This window comes from Ensifer adhaerens (genome assembly GCF_020035535.1).
Classification (GTDB): domain Bacteria; phylum Pseudomonadota; class Alphaproteobacteria; order Rhizobiales; family Rhizobiaceae; genus Ensifer.
This window is the reverse complement of sequence record NZ_CP083350.1, coordinates 2,753,241-2,775,385: the sequence shown is the minus strand read 5'-3', so window position 1 is coordinate 2,775,385 and position 22,145 is coordinate 2,753,241. Positions and strand designations below refer to the sequence as shown.

The following is a 22,145-nucleotide window of genomic DNA, read 5'->3' as shown; positions in this document are numbered from 1 at the left end:
GTCAGCGATCCTTCGGGTCGAGCGCGTCGCGCAGGCCGTCGCCGACGAAGTTCAGCGAAAACAGCGTCAGGACGAAAAAGATGGCCGGGAAGATCAAAAGCCACGGCGCCGACTGGATGTTGTTTGCGCCTTCCGAGATCAGCGCGCCCCAGCTCGTCAGCGGCGCCTGAACGCCAAGGCCGAGGAAGGAGAGGAAGCTCTCGAGCAGGATCACCTTGGGCACGACGACGGTCACGAAAACGATGACCGGACCGATCGTGTTGGGGATGATGTGCCGGCGGATGATCTGCCAGTCGGTAAGACCGAGTGCCTGCGCGGCGCCGACGAATTCGCGGCGTTTGAGCGCAAGTGTCTGGCCACGCACGATACGGGCCATGTCGAGCCATTCCACCGCACCGATCACCAGGAAGATCAGGATGAACGAGCGGCCGAAGAACACGACGAGCACGACGACGAGGAAGACGAAGGGCAGAGAGTAGAGGATCTCCACCAGACGCATCATGACGTTGTCGACGCGGCCGCCGATATAGCCCGAAGTCGCGCCATAAACGACGCCGATGCCGAGCGACACGAGACTGGCGAGCAGGCCGACGGCGATCGAGATCTGGCCGCCGAGCATGACGCGGACCAAGAGGTCGCGGCCGTTGGAGTCGGTGCCGAAGGGGAAATACTCCCGGTCGACCTGACCGGTGACCTTCAGCGTCTTCCCGTCGTCTTCCGTTGCCACTACCTGGGTGTCACGAAACTCGTTGGCGCGATCGAAATAGCGCGTGGCGCGTGCGTCGATCGGCTGTTCGGAGGTGATCGTCGCGGTAAAGGTCTCGCCCTCGACGGCGAACTCCTTCAGCGTGACGCGCGCTCGCGTGGCAACGCCTTCCATAACGTCCTGAAGCGTGGACGTATCGGGCCGCGGATCGAGGCTCGGGCTGATCGAGACGTAGGACGGAAACACCTGGTCATAGGTGTGCGGAACGAAGAGCGGTCCGAGGAACGAGAACAGCGCGATCAGCGCCAGCATGAAGCAGCCGGCCATTGCGGCGCGGTTGCGCCGGAAGCGCATGGCGGCGAGTTGGAAGAGGCTTCGCCCCTTCGTTTCCGGTGTCAGCACCGGGGTCTGGGCGATATCAGTCATGGCGAACCCTCGGATCGAGCAGGCCGTAGAGAATGTCGACCAGGAGATTGAAAACGATGACGAAGATGGCGACGAGGATAACCGTGCCCATCACCAGCGTGTAATCGCGGTTGATCGCGCCGAGGACGAAGTAACGACCGACGCCAGGAATGGTGAAGATCGTCTCGACGACGGCCGAGCCGGTCAGAAGGGCCGCAGCGCAAGGCGCGAGATAGGAGACGACCGGCAGCATCGCGCCACGCATGGCGTGGGTGACGACAACCGTGCGTGACGGCAGACCGTAGGCCTTGGCCGTTCGGATATGGTCGGTATGCAAAGCCTCGATCATCGAGCCGCGCGTCAGGCGCGCAAACACCGCAAGCTGCGGCAGCGCCAGCGCGATCATCGGCAGGATCAGGAAGCGCAGCGATCCGTCGCCCCAGCCGCCTGCCGGCAGCCATGCGAGCACGATCGCAAAGACCAGCGTCAACACCGGGCCGACGACGAAGTTGGGCACGGTGACGCCCATGGTCGAGACCGACATGATCGCGAAATCGAGAATGCTGTTCTGCCTGAGCGCGGCGATCGTACCGGCGGTCACGCCGCCGATAAGTGCAAGCAGCAGCGCGTAGAAGCCGAGCTCCATCGAATAGGGCAGACCCTTGCCGATCAACTCGGCGACGTTGTTGTCCTTATAGACATAGCTCGGGCCGAAGTCGCCGGTCACCGCATTGCTGAGATAGTGCGTGTATTGGCGCCAAAGGGGCTGGTCGAGCTGATACGTCTTCATCAGGTTCGCCATCGTTTGTGGCGGAAGGGGACGCTCGAGGTTGAAGGGGCCCCCGGGGGCGAACCGCATCAGAAAAAAGGATATGGTGACGACGATAAACAACGTCGGCACCGCACTCGCCAATCGGCGAAGGATGAAGGAAATCATGGACGTGCTCCGGAAACGACGCGCGGCGAGAGGCCGCGCGTCGTCTCAGTTCGTTATTCGGCGATGCTCAGGAACTTGCTCAGGTGCTCGTTCGGAGCATTGTCCGCCCAGCCCTTGACGCGGCTGGCAACGAGCCACAGGTCGGCCTGGGTCAGAAGCGGAGCGATCGGCTGTTCCTTCATCAGCAGCGCTTCGGCTTCGTGCAGCAGCTTGGAGCGAGCTGCCGGATCCTGCTCGTCGTAGGACTTCTTCATCAGGCTATCGAATTCAGCGTTTTCGAAATGGCCGTAGTTGAAGGTCTTGTTTGAGCCGACGCTGAGCGCCAGGAAGTTCTCGGCGTCCGCATAGTCAGCCTGCCAGCCGGCGCGGGCAACGTTGAACTTGCCGCCTTCCTGCAGGTAGGCGTAGTGCGAGGACACGTCGAGGTTCACCAGCGACACCTTGGCGCCGAAGGTGTTCTTCCACATGTCGGCGACAGCCGTCGCCACGCGCTCGTGGTTCGGGTTGGTGTTGTAGCGCAGCTCGATATTGAGGGGCTTGCCACCTTCGCCGTAGCCAGCTTCCTTCATCAGGGCGATGGCCTTGTCTTCGCGGTCAAGCTGCGACAGCGTGCCGAAGTCAGCCTTGGACGGCTCGCCGTAGCTTTCGATGCCCGGAGGAACCATCGAATAGGCGGGGAGCTGCGAACCGGCATAGATCTCCTTGGCAAGGAAGTCGCGGTCGACAGCCATCGAAAGGGCCTGACGAACGCGAACGTCGCTATAGGGCTCCTGGCGGGTGTCGAATGCGTAGTAGTAGGTCGCAAGCGACGGCGACACGTGGACCTGGTCGTTGTAGGACGTGCGCAGGCGGTCGATCTGGTCGGCCGAGAAGTTATAGACTAGGTCCATTTCCTTGGCTTCGAAGCGGCGAACCGAAGCCGCCTGGTCGTCGATCGGGTAGAAGATGACCTTGTCGAGCTTGACGTTGGCCGCATCCCAGTAGTTGGCGTTCTTGACGACGGTCAGGCTGTCGTTCGGAACGTGGGCCTGGAGCGTGAACGCGCCGTTCGAAACCATGACGCCCGGCTTGACGAAGTCTGCGCCGTTCTTTTCGACGCTTGCCTTGCTGACCGGAAGTGCGGTCTGGTGCGCGAGCAGTTCCAGGAAGAACGGGGTCGGACGCTCAAGCGTAATTTCGACCGTCTTTTCGTCGATCGCCTTCACGCCAAGCTGGTCGGTCGGCACTTCGCCCTTGTTGACCTTTTCGGCGTTCTTGATCGGGAAGAGGATGTTGGCGTAGCCGGCCGCGGTCTTCGGATCTTCAACGCGGCGGAAGGAGAAGACGAAATCTTCGGCGGTTACCGGCGAACCATCCGACCACTTTGCATCGGCGCGCAGCTTGAAGGTATAGACCGTACCGTCGTCCGAAAGCTCCCACGTCTCAGCGACACCCGGGACGATCTTTGCAGAGGCGTCATAGATCGTCAGGCCTTCGTAGAGATCCTTGAGGATGAACGCTTCGATGTTGATCGAGGTGTGGTGCTGGTCAAGCGTTTGCGGCTCACCTGCGTTGCCACGATGCAGGACAGCTTCGGCGAGTGCCGGGCTTGCTCCGATGAGCAGCGAGCCGATCAGTGCGGCAGCGCGCAGGTTGAGTTTGAGTGAAGCCATTTTGTTTCTCTCCTTCCCCTTGTTTTGGGTTTGTGATCGCAGGAGAGAAGTGCAAATCTTCTTCAAACGCAAGGCGGATTCTGCGGCTGTCTGCATCTTTATCTATAGGACAGAATTCCTTCTATCCCATAGGTTGTATTTCGTTTGCGATTCTTTTCGTCGCCTTTGCGACGGACATATGACGGAAGCAGGGCAATTTCGGGAAATCTCCTGCAACGTTTTAGGTCGGCAAATTTTGTCGACAAAACCCGCCCGGAGCCGGCCTCGAATCATCGCCTATGCAAAGTTTGTGAATTTTGCCGGCAGTTTACGTAATGTGCGCAAAGAATGGCGCCGTTCGCCGCAATCTTCTTGCGACCCACTCACTTCCTGTCGACAAATCGTTTCTATCTCACACCCGACCGACTGGTGTGCAGTGCAAAAGAAACACGCCCAGATTGCGTTGATTACTCTTGTCCCACTCCCCTCGGAGGCACCACCAGAAAGTGAAACCAGTTCACTCCAGGGGTGTTGCATCCAGTCCACAGTAAAATCGATTGAAGCGAGTTTCGACCTCTGGCAACCTGCCTTTTGCCCGGTTGTCAAACCACTTCGATGAACTATTGTGCGCCTGACTTCGGTGGGCGCGACCAATTCGCGCGCGCCGTCACGCCGCACGGATATTCCGGCCATCGCCTGCCTGCGATGATGTTCATGCGGCGCTTCGTGCCGGATTGTTTTTGTGGTGCACCGAAGATGGCTGCGCCGAACACCAAGGGAGAATAGCGAATGGCATTGATCACATTGCGGCAACTGCTCGACCATGCGGCGGAGAACGATTACGCGCTGCCGGCGTTCAATGTGAACAATCTCGAATACATTCAGGCCGTCATGCGCGCCGCCGATGCCACCGACAGTCCGGTGATCCTTCAGGCAAGCCGCGGCGCCCGTTCCTATGCAGGCGATGCGTTCCTGCGGCACCTGATCCTGGGCGCGGCCGAAGAATACCCGCATATCCCCGTCTGTCTGCACCTCGACCATGGCGACCAGCCGTCGACCTGCATCTCGGCCATCACCAACGGCTTCACCTCCGTCATGATGGATGGCTCGCTGGAGAAGGACGGTAAGACCGTTGCCAGCTATGACTACAATGTCGCCGTCACTGCAGAAGTGGTGAAGATCGCGCATGCGGCCGGCGTTTCGGTCGAAGGCGAACTCGGCTGCCTCGGCAACCTCGAGACCGGCGCCGGCGACAAGGAAGACGGCCACGGCTTCGAAGGCAAGCTGTCGCGCGAAGAGCTTCTGACCGACCCGGACCAGGCGCTCGATTTCGTCACCAAGACCGGCGTTGACGCGCTCGCTGTTGCGATCGGCACCAGCCACGGCGCCTACAAGTTCACCCGCGAGCCCGATGGCGACATCCTGTCGATCGAAACGATCGCCAAGATCAACAAGAAGCTGCCGAACACCCACCTCGTCATGCACGGCTCGTCGTCCGTGCCGAAGGATCTGCAGGACCTCTTCAACACCTATGGCGGCAAGATGAAGCCGACCTGGGGCGTTCCGGTATCGGAAATCCAGAAGGCGATCCCGCTCGGCGTGCGCAAGGTCAACATCGACACGGACCTGCGCCTTGCCATGACCGGCACGATCCGCAAGAACTTCGCCGAGAACCCGGAAAACTTCGACCCGCGCACCTACCTGAAGCCGGCGACTGCGCTGATGACCGAGGTCTGCAAGGAGCGTTTCGAAGCCTTCCGCACCGCCGGCAAGGCATCGAAGATCCGCACGCTGCGCCTGCCGGAAATGGCAAAGCGCTACGCCGCTGCCTGATCCATAAATCCGCCAGCCCTCTTCGGCGACAGCAGACAAGGGCAACTGGATAATGAGACACAGATCGGCGCGCGCTCCGGAAACGGGGCGCGCGCCGATCTTTTTGCGGCGGTTTTTCTGAGACCGGCAGAAGGCTCAAACCGCAAGCCGTGCGGCCGGACACCTCGGGTCAATCGGCAACAAACGTCGCGGACAGTCGTTGGACAAGCTTAAGCGCTACTACTCATGCCTGTAGCTGCGCTGGCTTTTCCCTAATCAGATAGGATGAATTGCGCGCCAATCCGGCAGATGTACCATGCACGGCTGTGGTTGCTTCGGAGGCGTGACGACCACACTGCATCTCAAGCCTCTGCCCTAGCAGAGGCCCGTCTTCCAGCGGCCGCTGCCTGGTCGGTGATGGCGGACCGACAGTTGCATCTGGGACCTTGAGAACTGATCCCTTGACTCGCGTAGGCCGACCCAAACGGCCAGCGAGACTCAAGAATTCCACGCCACTAGCGTTGCAAGTGCATTGTAATTTAATTCTCAGCAACTTGAGAAGGATCGTTGCGATGTCGAGTGCGCCAGCCAACCTGCCTGACTACGGGAAACCCCTCAACGTCCGCAGGGTAATCAGAGAAGACACATCGATCAGGAGACGCCTCGTCCGAGGAGCGCTGGCACTCCTTATCCTTTCCGCCGCGCCATGTGCGTCCTTGGCCAAGGACGCGGGCGGCGCGAATATGCAGCACAGCAAGGAAGCCTTGGAGCAGGCACTACAGACAAGAGAACAGTACGACATGCCTGGCCTGCGCTTCGCCATAGCAAAGTCCACCTTGCGGGCAGGCGCAGAACAGCTTCTTGATAACGTTGCGGCCGTGCTCAAGAAGTTTCCCGACTGGAGCTTGAGAATTATCGTCCACACCGATGCGAGCGGCAACGCGGAAACCAACCAACGTCTTTCGCAAGAACGTGCTGACATGATCAAGGCGGCGCTTGTCAAAAGAGGAGTTTCCGCCGACAGGTTGATCGCCTCCGGTGCAGGTCAGACTATGCCAGTTGCCAGCAACAACACGGCTGAAGGTCGAACTCGCAACCGTCGGGTCGAACTCATTCGGGTTACCGACGCGCCGGAAGCCAAAAAACTGCTCAAATCCATGTCGGACTATCTGGCTGCCCAGAAGACCCTGTCGTTCAGCTATGACTCCAACCTTCAGGTTGTCACCAGTTCAGACCAGAAGCTTGGGCTATCGAGTTCCGGCACCGTGAACCTTAGCCGGCCAGACCGGGTGCATACGACCCGCTCCGGCGGGTTTGTCGATACCGAGACCTTGTTCGACGGCAAAACGCTCACCCTTCTCGGGAAGAACGTCAACAAGTACACGCAGGTGGAAATGCATGGAACGGTCGATCAATTGATAGACGAGTTGAAGGACAAGCACGGCCTGCCATTGCCGGCTGCCGACTTGCTGATGACCAATTCATATGAGGAGTTGATGAAGGGCGTCTATGACTCCAAGGACCTGGGAAGCGGCTTCGTGAACGGCAAGGAGTGCGATTCACTGGCTTTTCGCAAGGACGACGTGGACTTCCAGATCTGGGTCGCACAGGGCGATCAACCGTACCCCTGCCGGTTGGTCATCACTTCCAGCAAGGTCAAGGGTGGGCCGGAATACAGCATCCAGATCAGGGACTGGAAAACTGGCGACGGTGTGCCCGCGGATGATTTCGCCTTCAAGAACACGACCAACGCCGAAAAGGCCGACGTGAAAGACCTCAAGCAGAATCTGAGTGAAATGCCGGATAATTTCGTTGTGGGAGATAAAAAATGAGCTTCTGCAAACGCACTGGAATCATCTGGCTCGTTTTGGCCGCTGCGCTCTTCATTGGCGACCTGACGGGCGAAGCGCTGAGTATAGCGCTCCCCAGCTTCGTCTCTCCCGCCATTGCCAGAGTCGGCCGTCCGCTGACACCGGTTAGCGTCGCCGGCGTTGCTCGCCGGACGACGCGGCGTTGCGCCGCCGGTGTCTATTACTGCTAGGCAATGGCAATTCCGATCCTCTGGTGTTCCGTGATCAGCTTGTCCTGTTCACGAGAAGAGGATTGGCACGCTTTGACGAGGTCAACGAAGACCGCTGCGGGATCATGATCTCGCCGAACTCTTCGAAGCCATCGGGTTGTTCTGTCATCCCTTTCTTCGCGCTCGTCGTAGAGCAGATCCTCTTCTGAGGGGCGCGTGCGCTTGATACTGCGACACCCGAATGGGAAGACTTCGTGCAATGATCGACAATCTTGAAGTCTTGGCCGACTGCCGAAAACCGGTGCTGCGGATCGAGCGAGACCTGCTCGACCGCATGATCGACAAAGTTATCTGGTTCCAGAAGACGTTGCGCTTGCCCCCATCGCTGACACGCAAGAACCAGGTAGGGCTGTGGAGGCGTGAGCGCCAGATGGAGAGGCGGCCCAGCGTCAGCCGGCCCGATGGCCGCTAGAACGTCGGCGGCGTGTTGACCCAAAGCAGCACGGTTTCACCGTCGTGGCGGTTCGTCCAGGCATGGCGCCGCTTGCTCTCGAAGTAGAGCGAGTCGCCGATGCCGAGATCATAGAACTGGTCGCTGTCGAGGATGAACTCGACGCGACCCGAGAGAACATAGACGAATTCCTCGCCCTCGTGCCGGTAGGCGCCCTCGCTGGAAGCGCCGGGCTCGAGCACGAAGCGGTGGCAGTCCATCTGGTTGCGGCCATCGGCCAGCAACTGCACGGTGACGCCGGGCGTCGTGCGCGGCCATGTCCGCCATTCGCCAGCCCGAACCACGGCGCGCGCATCCGCCTCCTCCTCGCCGGAGAGACTGGAAACGGTGGTTCCGAAGTACTCCGCTATGTTGTGCAGAACGGCGACCGAGACGCCCTGCGAGGTGCGCTCGAGCGTCGACAGCACCGATGCGGCGATGCCGATATCGCCGGCCACCTGCTCCAGCGTCTTGCCGGCTGCGTGCCTCAGGCTTCTCAGCTTGCGGCCAACCTGGTTGTCGGCGCTGTCAACTGCTGCCGTACCGGACTGATCCTCGGCCGCGCCTTCCGCTTCGAGCGCCTCGCGGATCGCCGCAGGGTTCAGCCCACGCTCGACGCGGAACCAGGAGATGCGCTTCAACCTCGCAAGATCGCTCTCCGTATATTGCCGATGCCCTGTCGGGGATCGTTCCGGCACGACGAGGCCTTGCGTTTCCCAAAGCCTCAGCGTCGAGGCAGAAACCCCCGCCAATCGCGCCGCCTCGGCGACCTTGTAGCGCACTGCGCCCATTCCAAATTTCCCTTTATCGCCCACCGGCGCTGCCCGAATCCGTGCAATTCCGGTGTGTTCGCAACCTTAGCCGTCGCGATCAAGATCTGACAAGAACGCCGCATCAGCGGCCGTGGTGTCTCGATCACCAAATTTGATTTGCAATCGACTGTGAAAGGTGTACCACTTCCCAAATAAAGTTGCAGAAAAAATGCAATATATTAAACTCCAGACGTGACAGGAACGCGCCATGACCAGCCTCACCGATCGCAAGAACGCCGCCATTTCTCGCGGCGTCGGCATGACCACACAGATCTACGCCGATCGCGCGGAGAACTCGGAAATCTGGGACAAGGAAGGCAACCGCTACATCGACTTCGCCTCCGGCATCGCGGTCGTCAACACGGGCCATCGTCACCCGAAGGTCATCGAAGCGGTCAAGGCGCAGATCGATCGCTTCACCCATACCTGCCATCAGGTCGTTCCGTACGAAACCTACGTGCACCTAGCCGAGCGCCTTAACGCGCTGACGCCGGGCAACTTTGCCAAGAAGACGATCTTCGTAACCACCGGCGCCGAGGCTGTCGAAAACGCCGTCAAGATCGCCCGCGCTTCGACTGGCCGCCAGGCGGTCATCGCGTTTAGGGGCGGCTTCCACGGCCGCACCTTCATGGGCATGGCGCTCACTGGCAAGGTCGTTCCCTACAAGGTCGGGTTCGGCGCTATGCCGGGCGACGTCTTCCACGCCCCCTTCCCGATCGAACTGCACGGCATCACGACCGAACAGTCGCTAGCAGCACTGAAGAAGCTCTTTGCAGCCGATGTCGATCCAGGCCGTGTCGCCGCGATCATCCTGGAACCGGTGCAGGGTGAAGGCGGTTTCTATCCCGCGCCCGCCGCCTTCATGAAGGCGTTGCGCGAAATCTGCGACCAGCACGGCATTCTACTCATCGCCGACGAAGTCCAGACCGGTTTCGCGCGCACCGGCAAGATGTTCGCCATGGACCATCACGATGTCGCGCCTGACCTCATCACCATGGCAAAGAGCCTTGCCGGCGGCTTCCCGCTCGCCGCCGTCACCGGCCGCGCCGAAGTCATGGACGCTCCGGCACCGGGCGGCCTTGGCGGTACATACGGCGGCAACCCGCTCGGCATCGCCGCAGCCCACGCCGTTCTCGATGTTATCGCTGAGGAGAAGCTCTGCGAACGTGCCGAGCAGCTCGGCGGCCGGCTCAAGCAGCGCCTCGCGGCAATCCGCGAGCAGGCGCCTGAAATCGCCGATATCCGCGGCCCCGGCTTCATGAACGCCGTCGAGTTCAACGACGTGAAGACCAACCTGCCGAGCGCCGACTTCGCCAACAAGGTGCGTCTGATCGCTCTGGAAAAAGGCCTGATCCTCTTGACCTGCGGCGTCCACGGCAACGTCATTCGCTTCCTGGCGCCGATCACCATTCAGGACGAAGTTCTTGCCGAAGCGCTCGACATTCTCGAAGCGTCGATCCTCGCTGCGCGTGGTTGACCTCCGACCGGGCGACCGCCGATGCGGTTGCCCGGTGCATAACTCCTTAAATCGGGGTCGACTTAGGGACAAAATTATGCAGCAATTCAACGGACTACAGCGGCGACCTTAGCGCGTCTTGAAGGACGCGCGGCGCTGTGGGTGCTGCGCGTCAATTCAGGCGCGCAATGCTCGGGGGCCGGCGTCGATCGGCACCCGCAAGAACAAGCAAAAGCGGGCCTGCCGCCTCGCGGTGGGCCATCGCCGGAGGATGCCCGCCATGACCTTGACCCCCGCCTTGACCAAGCACCTGCGCGCCGCCGAACTTTTCGCGCCGCTACACACCGTTGCGCATGCCGCCACAGGCTGGACCGGCGCGACCTTCGACGTCTTCAACCCTTCGACCGGCGAACTGCTGGCGACGCTTCCGGATATGGGGATTGAAGAGGCGCACACCGCAATCGAAGCTGCTGCGAAGGCGCAGGTTCTCTGGGCGGCGAAACCCGCCAAGGACCGGAGCGCCGTGCTTCGGCGCTGGTACGATTTGATCGTCGAACATGCAGACGATCTCGCTGCGATCCTGACCGCCGAAATGGGCAAGCCCATTGCAGAATCGAAGGGCGAAGTGCTGCATGCCGCAGCATACGTCGAGTGGTATGCGGAAGAGGCGAAACGCATCTATGGCGAGACCTTCCCGGCCCCGGCCAACGACCGCCGCATGCTCGTCATCAAGCAACCTGTCGGCGTCGTCGGCACGATCACGCCCTGGAACTTCCCGGCATCGATGGTCGCCCGCAAGATTTCGCCGGCCCTTGCCGCCGGTTGCACGATCGTGCTGAAGCCGGCCGAACAGACCCCGCTCGTCGCCGGCGCCATGTTCGTGCTCGCCGAAAAGGCAGGCTTCCCCACGGGCGTCGTCAACCTGCTCTATGCCGCAGAAGGTGCAGCGATCGGCCGCGAACTCTGCAGCAACCCGAAGGTGCGCAAGATCAGCTTCACCGGATCGACGGAAGTGGGTCGGCTTTTGATGCGCCAATGCTCCGACCAGATCAAGAAAGTGAGCCTCGAGCTCGGCGGCAACGCCCCGTTCATTGTCTTTGACGATGCCGACATCGACGAGGCGGTGGATGGCGCTGTCCAGGCGAAGTTCCGCAACGCCGGTCAGACTTGCGTTTCGGCCAACCGGATCTACGTGCAATCGGGCGTGCATGACGCCTTCGCCGAGAAATTCGTCAGGCGCGTCGCCGAACTGACCGTCGGCGATGGTTTCACGCCTGATATCACCATCGGCCCGATGATCGACAAGCACGCGATCGAGAAAATCGAGGCCCATGTCGCCGATGCGGTCTCCAAGGGCGCCAAGGTGCGCGCCGGCGGTCACCGGATCGGCGCGTCAGGCACCTTCTTCGAACCGACCGTTCTTACGGGCATTTCGACCGACATGCGCGTCGCCCAGGAAGAAACCTTCGGCCCGATCGCCCCGATCATCCGCTTCGAGACGGCAGAGCAGGTCATCGCCGAGGCCAATGACACGATCTACGGTCTTGCCGCCTATTTCTACGCCGAGAACCTGAAGCGGGTCTGGCATGTGGCAGAAGCGCTGGAATACGGCATGGTCGGCATCAACACCGGCCGCATGTCCTCGGAAGCAGCCCCCTTCGGCGGCATCAAGCAATCCGGCATCGGCCGCGAAGGCTCGCGCCACGGGCTCGAGGACTATCTTGAGATGAAATATCTCTGCATGGGCAACATCTGACCATGCAGAGACCCGGCAGCTAGTCGATGATGTGGTAGCCGCCGTCAACATAGAGCACCTGGCCCGTGATCAGGCGGGCGGCGTCGTGCGCGAGGAAGGCGGTGGCCGCGCCGACGTCGTCGATGTCAATCAGCTCGCGGCTCGGCGATTTGACCTTGGTCTTTTCGAGCAGCGCGTCGAATTCCGGAATGCCGGAGGCGGCACGCGTCGCCAGCGCCCCCGGCGAAATCGCATGCACGCGGATCCCCTTCGGGCCGAGTTCGGAGGCGAGGTAGCGCACGGCACTTTCGAGTGCTGCCTTGGCGACGCCCATGATGTTGTAGTTTTCCACCACCACCTGGGAGCCGTGATAGGTCATCGTGAAGAGCGTGCCGCCGTTCTTCATCAGCGGCTCGGCGAGATGCGCCATGCGGATGAAGGACCAGCAGGAAATGTCCATGGTCTTCAGGAACCCCTCGCGCGGGACATCAACCACGCGGCCGCCGAGCGTATCCTTCGGCGAAAAGGCGATCGAGTGCACGAGGAAGTCGAGCTCACCCCAGGTCTTGCCGATCTCCTCGAAGACGGCTTCCATCTGGCCCGGGACGGCGACGTCGAGCGGCAGGAACAACGGCGCTTCGATTTCCCGAGCCAACGGCTCCACATGGGGTTTTGCCTTGTCGTTCAGATAGGTGACCGCCACCTCCGCCCCGAAGGCGCGAAAGGCGCGGGCGCAGCCCCAGGCGATCGACCGATCGTTGGCGATCCCGACGATCAGGCCCTTGCGGCCATCCAGAAGTTTGGCCTTTGCGACAGGAATGGACATGAATTGTCTCCGATGGTCAGGCTGCACGAGTTCGAAGGAGTGCCAGCGTGTGGCGCGCGATCATCAACTCCTCGTCGGTCGGGATGACGTAGAGCTCGACGCGGCTTGATGGCGTGGAGATAACCGTGGCACCCGCCTCGTTCGCGGCCGGATCGAGTTCGGCGCCGAGCCAGGCGAGGTTCTCCACGACCCGGGCACGAATCTGGGCGGAATTCTCGCCAACGCCCGCGGTGAAGACGAAGGCATCGATACCGCCGAGCGCAGCCGCTAGCATGCCGACGTTGAGCCCGCTGCGATAGAGGAAGTGATCGATAGCAAGCTTGGCGTGCGGGTCCTCGCTCGCGAGAAGATCACGCATATCGTTCGAGACGCCGGAAAGCCCCTTGAGCCCGGCTTCGTGATAGAGCAGATCCGAAACGGCCTGGGCGCTCATGCCGCGCTGGAGGATCAGGTAAAGCACGACACCCGGATCAAGCTGGCCCGGCCGCGTTCCCATCGGCAGGCCGTCAAGCGCGGTAAAGCCCATGGTGCTTTCGATGCTGTGGCCGTTGCGCAATGCGCACATGGAGGCGCCGCTGCCGAGATGTGCAACGATGACCCGGCCGCCCGCCACGACAGGCGCCACGTCCCTCAGACGCTCCGATATGTATTCGTAGGAGAGGCCGTGGAAGCCATATCGCCGCACGCCGTCTTCATAGAAGCTGCGCGGCATGGCGTAGCAGTTCACTTCTTCCGGATGGCAATGGTGGAATGCCGTGTCGAAACAGGCGACCTGCGGCACATCCGGGTTGATCGCCATGGCCTGGCGGATCGGCGCAAGGTTGTTGGGCTGGTGCAGCGGGGCGAGGTCCTGATAGCCAGCCAGGCGTTCGAGCACGGAGGCATCGATCAAGACAGGTTCGGCAAAGTCGGGCCCGCCATGCACCACCCGGTGGCCGACCGCCCGCAATGTGAAGCCTTCAAGGGTCAACAGCCAGTCCCGCGCTGCGGCGATGGCGGCCGGCAGGTCGCCGACGATGGCGGCCTCATAGTTTCGGTCCACGAGCACAGTCCCATCGGCTGCCTTCGCCTGGAGCCGCGGACGCGTACCGATGCCGCCGATCTGCCCCTTCACCCGGCGTTCGAGACCGGCATCCGTGATCCCGAATACCTGAAACTTCAGGCTGGACGATCCCGCATTGACAACGAGAAGTGCATCCATGGCTACACCGCCGCAACTTGCGCCGCGCGCCGCCGCGCCGCGTAGAGCGAGGCGACCGCGCAGGAGGCGAGACGCGTGCGCACGGAGTCCGCCCGCGAGGTCAGCACGATCGGCACGCGCGCACCAAGGACGATGCCGGCCGCATCGGCACGCGAAAGGAAGGTGAGGTTCTTCGCCAGCATGTTGCCGGCCTCAAGATCCGGCACCACCAGGATCTGTGCCCTTCCGGCGACGGGAGACTTTATCCCCTTGATCTGCGCGGCCTCCGGATCGATCGCATTGTCGAAGGCCAGCGGTCCTTCAAGCAGGCCGCCGGTGATCTGGCCGCGTTCTGCCATCTTGCAAAGCGCAGCCGCCTCGATCGTCGACGGGATCTTCGTCGTCACGGTCTCGACAGCCGAGAGTATGGCGACACGCGGCTCGCCAAGGCCGATCGTGACCCAGAGGTCGATCGCGTTCTGCACGATGTCGCGCTTGGCCTCGAGGTCCGGGAAGATGTTGATGGCGGCATCGGTGATGAAGAGCGTCTCGGCATGGCCCGGCACATCCATGATGAAGACGTGGCTGATTCTTCGATCGGTCCTGAGGCCGGTCGCAGACGCTGCAACTTCCTTCATCAGTTCGTCAGTATGCAGGCTTCCCTTCATCAGCAGCTCGCCGCGACCCTCGCGGATCATCGCCACCGCCTTCGCCGCCGCCGCATGACTGTGCGGCACATCGACGATCTCGTAATTTCCGAGATCGAGCCGGTGTTCGGCAGCGACGCTGCGGATTTTCGCTTCCGGGCCGACGAGCACGGGCGTGATCAACCCCGTCTCGGCTGCCTCCAACGCGCCGCGCAGCGAGGTTTCGTCGCAAGGGTGCGCGACGATGGTGACCGCCGGCGTTTCGTCTCGCGCGGTGGCAATCAGGAGATCGTATTTGGACTGCTCAAGCGGCAGTGCGGCTACGTCGGACACGTCGGTACTCCTTCTACGATCAGGATGCGGCACGATTACGGACGGTCTTGCCGGCGCTGATCGCGACCGGCGGCTCGCTCTCCAGCCGGAACAGCGTCGCCACCCGTTGCAGCCGCTCGGCCGCAAGACCTGTCAGCGCGCCGGAGACCTCCAGCACCTCGCGAAGCGCGGTGAAGGCGGCGCGACGCTCCTCGATCGGTTCCGGCAGCAACTTCGGAAGCGCCGCAAGTGCGGCCTCCTCGTCGATCAGCAGCATGAAATACTGTTCGCGAATGACCGCCTTGAACTCAGCGAGCGTCAACTGCTTTGCGGAGGCGTGCGCGCGCCGAAGCCTGCGAACGGCCTCGAGCCCGCGCTCGTCAGCGCCGCCACGCGCCATGCCGACAAAGATCAACGCCCGGGCAAGCCCCTCGCATGTCGAGCCGTCGGCAAATTTCGTCTTAAGTTCCGCGATCCGTGCTTCGACGAGGGCTTTATGAAGCAGGCTTTTCTCGGCTCTTCGCGGTGGCTGGTTCGAATTCGTGTCGATACCGAGTGCCGCCTGCAAAGTCGGAGCACCATAGATGGCGTGGAAGCTCTGTTCAGAAAGATATTCGGCCGTACGACGCCAGGCGTCGAGGCCGTCCACGATCTGCTGCGACAAAGCCTCCTGCCAGGCGATGAACGGGTTGCCTTCCGCGGCAGGCTCGCGGTTCTCGCGCACATAGTCTGCAAGCGCCGACGTCCACGCCATGAAGGGATTGTCCGGCCCGAAAAGCGCATATTGCAGCCGCAGCGGGTGCATGCTGCGCATCGCCTCCGCCACAGGCGGCGTTGCCGCCGCCTTGACGATCGGCTGCAGGTAGGTGCGGTAGAGCGCCAGATTGACCTCCGAAAGCTTCGCTGCGGCAGCGAAACGACGCTCGTCCTCAATGTCGTTGCCGCCGAGCGCGCGGATATCATCGAGCGTTCGCGCTTCGCAGCGCATCAGCCATTCGCCAGAAACAAGGTCCCTGCCCTCGACCGCCTCGCTTGCGGGTGTCAACACCGCTTCGTAGAGCCCCGGGGGAAGAACGTCGATGAAATCGATGTTGGAAGCAAACTCATCGTGCTCTTTCCGCGCAACGCCAGCGGACACGAAAATACCGAGATGCCCTACCGTCTCGTGCACGGTGTAGACGATGGTCTGCCCGTAGGCACGGATATCGTCGACGCTGTCGTAAAGGTCGAGAATCCAGTCGAGCGCCTGCTGCGGCGGGGTGATGTTGTCCCCCTTCGAGCAGAACACGACGATCGGAGAGCGGATGTTGCGAAGGTCGACCGCTGTTCCATCCGAGGTGCGGATCTCGCCGGCTGCGAGCTTGTTGCCGACGAAAAGTTCATCGACGATGAACTGCATCTCCTCGGCATTCAGCGTCACATGCCCGCCCCACCAGCGCTCGAAGCCGAGGTAGCGCGCGGCTTCCGTGTCGATCTTCGAATAGAGGTTGTACTGCTTGGTCCAAAGCGTATTGGCCGGATTCTGGTTCTCGAAATTCTGCACCAGCCAGGCGCCGTCGAAGACACCGGCGCCGAGATCGCCGGTCAGCGCCGTCAGCCAGCTGCCGCCAAGAAGCCCGCCGGAATAGCGCATCGGGTTCTGCCCCTTGACACCTGCCCAGTAGGAAAGCGGCGCGCCGGCAATGATGATCGGGCCGAAAAGCTCCGGCCTTAGCGCGGCAACGATCGTCACCGCCCAGCCTGCCTGGCAATTGCCGATCACGCAGGGCTTGCCATCCGCATCCGGATGACGGGCGATGACGGTTTCAAGGAACACGGCCTCGGCAACAGCGATATCCTCGATGGTCTGCCCCGGAACCGGATCAGGAAGAAAGCCGATAAAGTAGCAGGGATGGCCCGCCTTCATCGCCACGCCGATCTCGCTGTCCGCCTTGAAGCCGCCAATGCCGGGGCCATGACCGGCCCGGGGATCGACGACGACAAAGGGACGCTTCGACGGGTCGACCACGACGCCATCAGGTGGAACGATGCTGACCAGCGCATAGTTCACCGGCCGCGCGAGCGTACGCCCGTCGCGGACAAGCTGGGCCTCGAATTCCAGTACGTTCGGCGCAGTCTGCGTCCTGTGTTCTTCGTACTGCGCGCCGCGCTGGCGCATCACGTCGAGAAAAAGGACCGAGCGCTGCCAGGCATCGAGCGAATAGGAATAGGCATCGGCGAAAGTCGGTATTGTCGGGCTCGTGGAATGCTTGGGCATGGTGTCCACTCCTCGGTGCGATTGAAGGCCGGCCCCGTCACCAAGGCCAATAGAACAACGTAATTCGTCTCGCATTGACCTTAGTCAAAGAGATAGGCGGCAAAGCTGCGATATGAACTCGGCATAGATGACCCGAGAACGTCTGCTCGGGTCGCAGGAACATAAAAGTGGAGTATTACGGCGATTTGTCGCCTTCACGAATTTTCGCCTTCGACCCCATCGAAGAAGCATACGTTTCGCCAGTATTCAGCGCCTCTTCGCACTGCAGCATTATACAGAAATGGGTACCGCGCAAGACGACCCTTGAAATTCAGGACGCAGCTTGCCAATTGGGGCGCAAAGCAGAAGGAGTTGCCAAGGCGATGAGCGAAACTGAAATGTCCGTAGAGAAACATGTCTTCGAAGCCGATGTGGCGCGACTGCTCCATTTGATGGTGCATTCGGTCTACTCCGATAAGAACGTCTTCCTCCGCGAACTGATTTCGAACGCCGCGGATGCCTGCGAGAAGCTGCGCTACGAGGCGATCGTCTCCCCCGAACTCTTGGCCGGTGACCCGAGCCCGCGCATCACTCTGACGCTCGATGAAGAAAACAGCCGTCTCGTCGTCGAAGACAATGGCATCGGCATGGGCCGCGACGAACTGGTCGAAGCGCTCGGCACGATTGCCCGGTCGGGCACGCGCGCCTTCATGGAGCGCATCGAGGCCGCGCAAGGCAAGGAAGGCGCACAGCTGATCGGCCAGTTCGGCGTCGGCTTCTATTCCGCCTTCATGGTCGCCGACAAGGTCGATGTCGTTTCGCGCCGTGCCGGTACCGAACATGCATGGCTGTGGTCTTCCGACGGCAAGGGCAGCTATACGGTTTCCGCCGCCGAACTCGCTGACGCCCCTGCGCGCGGCACGCGCATCACGCTGCATCTGATGGAGGATGCCAAGACCTATACCTCGCGCTGGACCGTCGAGCGCATCGTCAAGGATCAGTCGGGCCATGTACCGGTGCCGATCTCTATTCTGGAAAAGCCCGATGCCGAACCGGTACAGGTCGGCGACGGCACAGCGCTCTGGACCAAGCAAAAGAGCGAAATCAGCAAGGAAGATTACGCGGATTTCTATCGCGGTGTCGCCGGCCAGTATGACGACCCGGCGCTGACGGTGCATTTCCGCGCCGAGGGCCGCCACGAATATACGGCACTCGCCTTCGTGCCCGGCTCGAAGCCCTTCGACCTCTTCGACCCGGACCGCAAGGGTCGGATGAAACTCTACGTCAAGCGCGTATTCATCACCGACGAGGCGGAATTGCTCCCGCGCTACCTGCGCTTCGTGCGTGGCCTCGTCGATACCTCCGACCTGCCCTTGAACGTCTCGCGTGAGATGATCCAGGAAAGCCCGCTGCTCGCCAGCATCCGCAAGGGTGTCACCAACCGTGTGCTGACGGCGATCGAGAAGCTGGCGGAAAGCGAACGCGAAACCTTCGACAAGGTTTGGGAAAACTTCGGCAGCGTGCTGAAGGAAGGCATCTACGAGGACTACGAGCGTCGCGAACAACTGATCGCGCTATCGCGCTTCCGTACCACCACGTCCGACGAAGGACAGCGCAGCCTCGCCGACTATGTCAAGGGCATGAAGGACGGCCAATCGGCGATCTACTATCTGACCGGCGACAATCTCGGCCAACTCAAGGCCTCGCCGCAGCTCGAAGGTTTCCGCGCCCGCGGTATCGAAGTCCTGCTCCTGACCGATCCAGTCGACAGTTTCTGGGTCACGTCCGCACCGGACTTCGACGGTAAGCCGCTGAAGTCGATTACCCAAGGGTCGGCCGATCTCAGCGCGATCGGGAAGCCGGAGGGCGACAAGGAAGAAGCGCCGCAGGCGAGCCAATTGGTCATCGATTTCGTTGCCTTCGCCAAGGAAACGCTCGGCGCGGCGGTGTCCGACGTCCGCACGTCCGACCGCCTGACGGAAAGCGCCGTCTGCCTCGTTGCGCCGGAACACGGCCCCGACCGCCAGCTCGAAAAGATGCTGCAGGGCGCCGGTCGCCTGGACGACGCGGCCAAGCCGATCCTCGAAGTCAATCCGAACCATGCGTTGATTACGGCGATGGCCGCCAGCCCCGCCGGCGACACGGCGTTCCGGACGGACGCCGTTCAGCTTCTGCTCGACCAGGCCCGCGTGCTTGACGGCGACAAGCCGCAGGATCCGCGCGCCTTCGCCGAACGGCTGTCGCGCGTCTTCGATCGCGCACTCAAGGCCTAACAGAAGGGCCCTGGAAATCTCTCGGATTTCCAGGGCCTTTTGCTGTTTTCTACAGCATCGCTTGAACGTGCGCCGTCAGAGACTAACGTTACGCTAGTCCGCCTTTAGGGCTTGCATCCCGATTTCCGCCAACACCTCGTCCGTATGCTCCCCAAGCCGCGGCACGCCACGGTCCAGTGCAAGCCCGGCGGCTGAAAAGCGAATTGGCGTCCTCACCCCGGGAGAGGTACCGGCAGCAGCGCCGGAATGCGGCGTATCGACCCGCATCTGCCGATGCTCGATCTGCGGATCGGCAAAGACGTCGGCAACGGTGTTGATCGGTCCGCCAGGCACGCCGGCATCTTCCAGCAACTTCAACAGCGTGTCGCGCTCGATCTTCGCCGTTTCAGTGGCCAGTTCCGGCGTCAGGGTTTCCCGGTTCTGCACCCGCAATGCGTTGGTCAGATAACGCTCGTCGGTGGCGAGTTCAGCTCGCCCGAGCAATGTGCAGAACTTCACGAACTGCCGGTCGTTGCCAACAGCAACGATCAAATGACCGTCCGATGTCGGGAAGACCTGATAGGGCGCGATGTTGGGATGCGCATTGCCGAGCCGGCGCGGCGCCTTGCCGGAGACCAGGAAGTTCAGAGCCTGGTTGGCGAGCACGCCGGTCATGCAGTCGAGCAATGCCATGTCGATCTGCTGCCCCTCACCGGTGCGCTCGCGCTGGGCAAGTGCAGCCTGCACGGCGATCACGCCGTAAAGGCCGGTGAAGATATCGGCAAAGGCAACGCCGATCTTCTGCGGCTCGCGATCGGGCTCGCCAGTCAGGTCCATGATGCCACTCATGCCCTGCACGATATAGTCGTAACCGGCGCGATGGGCATAGGGGCCATCCTGACCGAAGCCGGTGACCGAGCAATAGATCAGCCGCGGATTGACCTTCTTCAGGCTCTCATAGTCGAGCCCGTATTTGGTAAGCCCGCCGACCTTGAAGTTCTCGAGCAGCACGTCCGACTGGGCGGCAAGGCGGCGCACCGCTTCCTGCCCCTCCTCCGTCGTGAAGTCGAGCACGACAGACCGCTTGCCGCGATTGCAGGCGTGGAAATAGGCGGCGTCGAGCTTCTCGCCGCCTTCACCCGCGACGAAGGGCGGGCCCCAGGTGCGGGTGTCGTCGCCTGCCGGGCTTTCAACCTTGATGACGTCGGCACCAAGATCGGCCAGCGTCTGGCCGATCCAGGGGCCCGCGAGAATGCGGGCCAATTCCAGGACACGAATGCCCTTCAGCGGCGCTTCCATGATGGCACCGCTCAGAAGAAGGCCTGAAGGCCGGTCTGGGCGCGGCCGAGGATCAGCGCATGGACGTCGTGCGTGCCCTCGTAGGTGTTGACGGTCTCGAGGTTCACCATGTGACGCATGACCTGGTATTCCTCGGAGATGCCGTTGCCGCCGTGCATATCGCGGGCCATGCGGGCGATATCGAGCGCCTTGCCGCAATTGTTGCGCTTGACGATCGAGATCATTTCCGGGGCCATGCGGCCTTCGTCCATTAGGCGGCCGACGCGCAGCGACCCCTGCAGGCCGAGCGTGATTTCCGTCTGCATGTCGGCAAGCTTCTTCTGGAAGAGCTGCGTCTGCGCCAGTGGCCGGTTGAACTGCTTGCGGTCGAGACCATATTGGCGCGCCGCGTGCCAGCAGAACTCGGCAGCACCGAGTGCGCCCCAGGAAATGCCGTAACGGGCACGGTTGAGGCAGCCGAACGGACCCTTGAGGCCTTCCACATTCGGCAGCAGCGCTTCTTCGCCGACCTCGACATTGTCCATGACGATTTCGCCGGTGATCGACGCGCGCAGCGACAGCTTGCCGGCGATCTTCGGCGCAGAGAGGCCCTTCATGCCCTTTTCGAGAACGAAGCCACGGATAGCGCCGCCGTGCGCTTCCGACTTCGCCCAGACAACGAAGACATCGGCGATCGGTGCATTGGAGATCCACATCTTCGAGCCGACGAGGCGATAGCCGCTCTCGGTCTTGATCGCACGGGTCTTCATGCCGGCCGGGTCGGAACCCGCGTCCGGCTCGGTCAGGCCGAAGCAGCCGATCCATTCGCCGCTGATGAGCTTCGGCAGGTACTTCTGCTTCTGCTCCTCGGAGCCATAGGCGTAGATTGGGTAGATCACCAGCGACGACTGCACGCTCATCATCGAGCGGTAACCCGAATCGACGCGCTCGACTTCGCGGGCAACCAGACCGTAGGCGACGTAGGAGGCGCCAACGCCGCCATAGGTTTCCGAGACGGTCACGCCGAGCAAACCGAGTTCGCCCATTTCGCGGAAGATCTCGGGATCGGTCGATTCTTCGCGGTAGGCGTCGATGACGCGCGGCTGCAGCCGGTCCTGCGCATAGGCCCGCGCGGTGTCGCGGATCATGCGCTCGTCCTCGGTCAACTGATCGTCGAGTAGGAACGGATCATCCCATTGAAATTGCGTCTTGCCGGCCATGTTTCTCTCCCATCGGATTATTCCGCATGTCTTATCGCAAGGGGTGCATGCCGTTTCAAACGAAATTGAGGCACCGCCTCATGCGTTCAGGGAATGGCCTGTCATTCGCCCCGGGGGGCCCCGTGTTGCAAATTCGCTAGAATATGACGACAAGAACGGACGCCCTTCGCTCCGCCGTCCCCGTTGCAGA

17 protein-coding genes are annotated in these 22,145 nt (G+C 61.7%); 7 read left to right on the top strand and 10 right to left on the bottom strand.

Annotation, left to right across the window (positions count from 1 at the left end):
• Position 1: 1 nt before the first annotated feature.
• From LAC81_RS32690 to LAC81_RS32680, 3 genes are read right to left on the bottom strand one after another with little or no spacing between them, the layout of a single operon-like run.
• Positions 2–1,132: an ABC transporter permease gene (locus LAC81_RS32690; protein WP_223728761.1), complete on the bottom strand. Its 1,131-nt coding sequence runs from the start codon at positions 1,130–1,132 to the stop codon at positions 2–4.
• On the bottom strand, positions 1,125–2,048 hold the full coding sequence (gene oppB / locus LAC81_RS32685) for an oligopeptide ABC transporter permease OppB (protein WP_113535131.1): 924 nt from the start codon (positions 2,046–2,048) through the stop codon (positions 1,125–1,127). The genes LAC81_RS32690 and oppB overlap by 8 nt, the downstream gene beginning before the upstream one ends.
• 53 nt (positions 2,049–2,101) lie before the next feature.
• The gene (locus LAC81_RS32680) at positions 2,102–3,700 is read right to left on the bottom strand and encodes a peptide ABC transporter substrate-binding protein (RefSeq protein ID WP_113535132.1); all 1,599 of its coding nucleotides are present in this window, start codon (positions 3,698–3,700) and stop codon (positions 2,102–2,104) included.
• A gap of 768 nt (positions 3,701–4,468) precedes the next feature.
• Between LAC81_RS32680 and fba the strand changes: the two genes are divergently transcribed.
• The 4 genes from fba to LAC81_RS32660 all read left to right on the top strand — a co-directional run bounded on the left by fba (position 4,469) and on the right by LAC81_RS32660 (position 7,983).
• On the top strand, positions 4,469–5,512 hold the full coding sequence (gene fba / locus LAC81_RS32675) for a class II fructose-bisphosphate aldolase (RefSeq protein WP_113535133.1): 1,044 nt from the start codon (positions 4,469–4,471) through the stop codon (positions 5,510–5,512).
• Positions 5,513–6,207: 695 nt separating this feature from the next.
• The gene (locus LAC81_RS32670; protein WP_223728760.1) at positions 6,208–7,323 is read left to right on the top strand and encodes a DUF2092 domain-containing protein; all 1,116 of its coding nucleotides are present in this window, start codon (positions 6,208–6,210) and stop codon (positions 7,321–7,323) included.
• Positions 7,320–7,532, top strand: a complete 213-nt coding sequence (locus LAC81_RS32665; RefSeq protein WP_113535135.1) for a hypothetical protein — start codon at positions 7,320–7,322, stop codon at positions 7,530–7,532. The genes LAC81_RS32670 and LAC81_RS32665 overlap by 4 nt, the downstream gene beginning before the upstream one ends.
• Before the next feature lie 238 nt (positions 7,533–7,770).
• Positions 7,771–7,983: a hypothetical protein gene (locus LAC81_RS32660; protein WP_223728759.1), complete on the top strand. Its 213-nt coding sequence runs from the start codon at positions 7,771–7,773 to the stop codon at positions 7,981–7,983.
• Here the strand turns inward: LAC81_RS32660 and LAC81_RS32655 are convergent.
• Positions 7,980–8,792: a MerR family transcriptional regulator gene (locus LAC81_RS32655; RefSeq protein WP_223728758.1), complete on the bottom strand. Its 813-nt coding sequence runs from the start codon at positions 8,790–8,792 to the stop codon at positions 7,980–7,982. The two genes, LAC81_RS32660 and LAC81_RS32655, sit on opposite strands and share 4 nt — an antisense overlap.
• Positions 8,793–9,021: 229 nt before the next feature.
• On the opposite strand from LAC81_RS32655, the gene LAC81_RS32650 reads away from it, so the two are divergent.
• Both LAC81_RS32650 and LAC81_RS32645 read left to right on the top strand, forming a co-directional pair.
• Positions 9,022–10,290, top strand: coding sequence for a 4-aminobutyrate--2-oxoglutarate transaminase (locus tag LAC81_RS32650; RefSeq protein WP_223728757.1), 1,269 nt, complete (start codon positions 9,022–9,024; stop codon positions 10,288–10,290).
• Positions 10,291–10,549: 259 nt separating this feature from the next.
• On the top strand, positions 10,550–12,025 hold the full coding sequence (locus tag LAC81_RS32645; RefSeq protein ID WP_223728756.1) for an NAD-dependent succinate-semialdehyde dehydrogenase: 1,476 nt from the start codon (positions 10,550–10,552) through the stop codon (positions 12,023–12,025).
• A 19-nt stretch (positions 12,026–12,044) separates the two neighbouring features.
• Here the strand turns inward: LAC81_RS32645 and fabI are convergent, their stop codons facing one another.
• The 4 genes from fabI to LAC81_RS32625 are packed head-to-tail and all read right to left on the bottom strand — an operon-like array spanning position 12,045 to position 17,226.
• Entirely contained in the window at positions 12,045–12,830 is a 786-nt protein-coding gene (gene fabI, locus LAC81_RS32640) for an enoyl-ACP reductase FabI (protein WP_223728755.1), read from the bottom strand.
• Positions 12,831–12,846: 16 nt separating this feature from the next.
• Entirely contained in the window at positions 12,847–14,031 is a 1,185-nt protein-coding gene (locus LAC81_RS32635) for an acetate/propionate family kinase (protein WP_223728754.1), read from the bottom strand.
• A gap of 2 nt (positions 14,032–14,033) precedes the next feature.
• Positions 14,034–14,990, bottom strand: coding sequence for a phosphate acetyltransferase (locus LAC81_RS32630; RefSeq protein WP_235693182.1), 957 nt, complete (start codon positions 14,988–14,990; stop codon positions 14,034–14,036).
• Positions 14,991–15,009: 19 nt separating this feature from the next.
• Entirely contained in the window at positions 15,010–17,226 is a 2,217-nt protein-coding gene (locus tag LAC81_RS32625) for a DUF3141 domain-containing protein (RefSeq protein WP_223728753.1), read from the bottom strand.
• Between the two features lie 362 nt (positions 17,227–17,588).
• On the opposite strand from LAC81_RS32625, the gene htpG reads away from it, so the two are divergent.
• The gene (htpG, locus tag LAC81_RS32620) at positions 17,589–19,478 is read left to right on the top strand and encodes a molecular chaperone HtpG (protein WP_223728752.1); all 1,890 of its coding nucleotides are present in this window, start codon (positions 17,589–17,591) and stop codon (positions 19,476–19,478) included.
• Positions 19,479–19,571: 93 nt separating this feature from the next.
• On the opposite strand, the gene LAC81_RS32615 is transcribed toward htpG, so the two are convergent.
• Both LAC81_RS32615 and LAC81_RS32610 read right to left on the bottom strand, forming a co-directional pair.
• The gene (locus tag LAC81_RS32615; RefSeq protein ID WP_223728751.1) at positions 19,572–20,756 is read right to left on the bottom strand and encodes a CaiB/BaiF CoA transferase family protein; all 1,185 of its coding nucleotides are present in this window, start codon (positions 20,754–20,756) and stop codon (positions 19,572–19,574) included.
• 11 nt (positions 20,757–20,767) lie between these two features.
• The gene (locus tag LAC81_RS32610; RefSeq protein WP_034799596.1) at positions 20,768–21,955 is read right to left on the bottom strand and encodes an acyl-CoA dehydrogenase; all 1,188 of its coding nucleotides are present in this window, start codon (positions 21,953–21,955) and stop codon (positions 20,768–20,770) included.
• Positions 21,956–22,145: the final 190 nt, after the last annotated feature.